The organism is Streptomyces sp. NPDC089915, from assembly GCF_040684675.1.
GTDB lineage: Bacteria > Actinomycetota > Actinomycetes > Streptomycetales > Streptomycetaceae > Streptomyces.
Window position 1 is genome coordinate 1 of sequence record NZ_JBFBGN010000262.1, and the last position, 3,628, is coordinate 3,628.

General features: G+C 73.6%; 2 protein-coding genes and 1 pseudogene. 2 read left to right on the top strand and 1 reads right to left on the bottom strand.

Translation table 11 applies throughout. The features are described from left to right. A partial coding sequence (locus tag AB0O29_RS34510) for a phosphoadenylyl-sulfate reductase (RefSeq protein WP_365159971.1) occupies positions 1 to 587 on the bottom strand: 587 nt, incomplete at its 3' end. Positions 588 to 954: 367 nt separating this feature from the next. Between AB0O29_RS34510 and AB0O29_RS34515 the strand changes: the two genes are divergently transcribed. Then, entirely contained in the window at positions 955 to 2,637 is a 1,683-nt protein-coding gene (locus AB0O29_RS34515) for a hypothetical protein (protein ID WP_365159973.1), read from the top strand. Then, positions 2,634 to 3,628 (top strand): annotated as a pseudogene (locus AB0O29_RS34520) (hypothetical protein); the annotation flags it as partial. The gene AB0O29_RS34515 and the pseudogene AB0O29_RS34520, both read left to right, overlap by 4 nt.

The window sequence follows — 3,628 nt, forward strand, 5'->3', positions numbered from 1 at the left end:
TCCATCAGCAGCGGGTTGGTGAGCACCCCGTGCTCGGCGACGTACGCGTCCACGTCGTCCTGCGTCCAGCGGGCGATCGGCGAGACCTTGACCTTGCCCCGTTTGGCGTCCCAGCCGACCACGGGCGTGTGCGCCCGGGTGGGGGACTCGTCGCGGCGCAGGCCCGTCGCCCAGGCGTCGTATCCGGCGAGGCCCTCGTCGAGGGGGCCGACCTTGCGCAGGGCGCAGCAGAGGTCGGGGTCGCGGTCGTACAGCCTCGGTCCGTACTCGGCGTCCTGCTCGGCGACCGTCCGGCGCGGCATCAGCGTGAGGAGGTTGACGTCCATCACGGCCTCGACCGCGTCGCGGGTGCCGATGGTCTCCTCGAAGTGGTAGCCGGTGTCGAGGAAGACCACGTCCACCCCGGGCATGACCCGGGAGGCGAGGTGGACGACCACCGCGTCCTCCATCGAGGAGGTCACACAGAACTTCGCGCCGAAGGTGCCGGCGGCCCAGGCGAGGATCTCCGGTGCGGAGGCGTCCTCCAGTTCCCGGCCCGCCCGCTCGGCCAGTTCTTTTCGGTCTGCGTGTGCCTGAGTCGTCGTCACCCGGCGGCTCCTTAGAAAGGGGAACGCGGCGAACCGGTCAGGGAATTTTCTGAGGCGAGATTAGCAAGGGCCGCACATGAAGCACTGACGTTTCGCTGACCGGCGGCATTTTCCGGACGAATGAGTTATTGCAAGCCGCCGACCAGCTGTTTTGTTTATTTCCTGAGGTTTTGCGGGGTGCGGTCAGGGGCCGGTAAGCGGTGGATCAGCGGACCGCCAGCGCCCTTGTGCGACAGTGACCGGAAAGCGCACCGCCGATTCCCCCCATATCCCGTCCGATATCCCCGGAGAGGCCCGCGGAGAAATGAGCCTGCAAGGACCGCGCCGAGGAAGGCTGATACGCCGCCTCGCACTCTGTCTGTCGGCGGTGGGACTCACCGCCTCCATGCTCACCGCGGCGGAACCCGCCGCCGCCGGCACGCCGGAGACCTGGACCTCCACCTTCCAGGGCTCGGACGGCGTCACCTACTCGGCGACCAACCACCTGGTGGCCCCCGCCGGCGGCCCGGGCCGCCAGTGGATGCTCGTCTGGTCGGGACCGGCCAAGCAGCCCGCGCCCGATTTCCTGACCGTCATCGACGCGACCCCGGGCTCCCCCACGTACGGGAAGGTCGCCAACACCGTCACCGTCGGCCCGAACAACGGCAACGAGCCGCACCACATGCAGTACGTGTGGCACAAGGGCGACCGGATCTACGCCGGCGGCATCATGAGCGACACCACCTTCGTCTTCGACGCGAAGGCCCTGCCCGCGCTGACCATCGCCGGGGTCAACACGGCCGCCGACACCCCCTGCGGCACCCTGCCCGACGCCTACCAGGTGCTGAGCGACGGGACCGCGTACGGCACCTACATGGGCGGCCCGAACGTCACCGGCCCCTGCACCTACACGGGCGGCCAGGTGCGGGTCGGCAACGGCGCCGCCGGTTCGCCGGGTGAGATCGTCCGGATCGGCCGGGACGGCAGGACCCTCGCGGAGATCCCGGCCGCCACCGAGGCGGGCGAGGACCCGGCCCAGTGCGGCAACGTCCCGGCGCTGCCGGCCGCGACCTGCGCGAACCCGCACGGCGTGGCGGTGCGCGAGGACCTGAACATCATGGTGGCGAGCGACTTCGCCGAGGCCCGCAACTTCATGACGCCGGACTCGGCGCTGAAGGAGAACCTGGCCCGCCAGACCGTCCGCGTCTTCGACATCACCAAGCGCGACGACCCGGTGCTGAAGTCGGTGTCCAAGGTGGCCGACGGGCCGCGCGGGGCGCAGGAGCAGCGGGCCTTCTTCCGCGAGTCCCGGGTGGTCATGGAGACCGCGCTGACCAACCGGCCCGGCCACAAGGGCGCGTTCGTCTCCTCGATGGCCGGCGGCGCCGTCTTCTACACCCCGGACGTCACGGCGCCCGCCCCGCAGTGGAGGGAGGTCTTCGACGACACCACCGCCTACCGGACCTTCCAGAGCGATCCGCAGATCACCGGCAGCGGGGACAACGGCAGCTGGCTGGCCGTCAGCCCCGACGACCGGTTCCTCTTCCACACGGTGATGGGCCAGTCGGTGCCGTACGGCAAGCCGCTCGACCAGACCACCGGCATGATCTACGTCCTGGACGTCCAGAGGCTCCTCGCGGCCGGCGACGGCGCGAAGTGCTCCGTCGACGAGCTCGCCGAGGCGAGCCGGGGCGGCCGGGAGCGGGACTGCCCGGAGCTGGTGAGCACCGTCCCGATCCGCGACGTCAGCTCGGGCGGCCCGCACTGGGGCGCCATGGACAACTTCAAGCGCGGCGCCGACGGCGTCTACCGGGAGACCACGCAGGTCAGCCGGATCGCGGTGGCCAACTACTTCGTCGCCGGGTCCTTCGGCGGCGGCGGCGACCACCGGGTGTGCATGTTCGACCTGGACCGGCGCGGCCGGGTGACCCTCGACCGGTCCTTCCGCGACGAGAACACCGGCAAGCCGTGCGTGGGCTTCAACCGGGCGTCCTGGCCGCACGGCGACTACGGCGACGCCCAGCCGCACGGCGTGCTGTTCGTGGTCAGCGACGGCGTCGTCCGCCGGTGAACGCGGTCCTCCTGGCGGCGGTCGTCCTGACCGCCGCCCTGGCGCTGGGCGTACTGCTGCTCCTGCGCACCCGGCTGCTCGCCCGCCGCTCCGCCGCCACGGCGTACTTCGCCGGGGCGGTGGCGTGCGCGGCCCTGGCCGGGAGCCTGGTGACGCCGGGGGGCGGGGCGGCGGGCGCGGCGGGCGCGGCGGCCGGGGGGCCGGTGCTGGGCGCGGTCCCGCTCGGCGGGCGGCAGGTGCCCGTGCTGGTGGTGCCGAACCGTCCGGGGTTCAACCTGGTGGCCGTCGCCGCCCCCGACGCCTCCGCCGGCACCGGCCGGGACCGCCTCGCGAAGGGCGGGCCCCGGCCCGGCTCGGCGCTGACCTGGGTCCCGGTCGAACTGCCGGCCGGGCCCGGGCGGGTGTGGGTCTCCGCCGGCGGGGCCGTCGCCGCGCTCCCCGTGGACACCGGGCGCGCGGGCGCCGCACCGGCTCCCGCCGGGCTGCGGGGCGCCGACGGGCCGGAGTGCGCGAGCGCCGCCGCCGGATCGGTGCTGGGCGGCGGCGCGAAGGCCCCGGCCGGCTGCCCGGCCGACGCCCTGACGCCGGCGGACGCGGCCGCGCTGCGCGAGACCGTCTCCTTCCTCGCCGGGCGCGGCGCCCGCGCCGTCTCCCTGGTCGAGGACGGCTCCCCGCGCGGCCGGGCGGCGGCCGCCGAGGTGCGCGGCGCGGCGGCCCGCGCGGGGATCTCCGTATCCGCTCCCGACGCCTCCTCCCGTCGCCCCCTGGTCGTGACCTCCGGCTGGGCGGGCGCGGACGCCGCCGTCCACGACGTGGAGGCCGGCCGCACCGTAGCCGAGGGGACGTACCTCGCGCCCTGGCTGCTGACCGCGCCGCTGCTCTCCCCGAGCGCGGGCCAGCTCATTCCGCTGCGCTACTCCCCCGGCGCCCCGGCGGCGGTGGAGTCCATCTTGTCGAGGATGAAGTTCGTCGTGCCGTTGACGATGCCCAT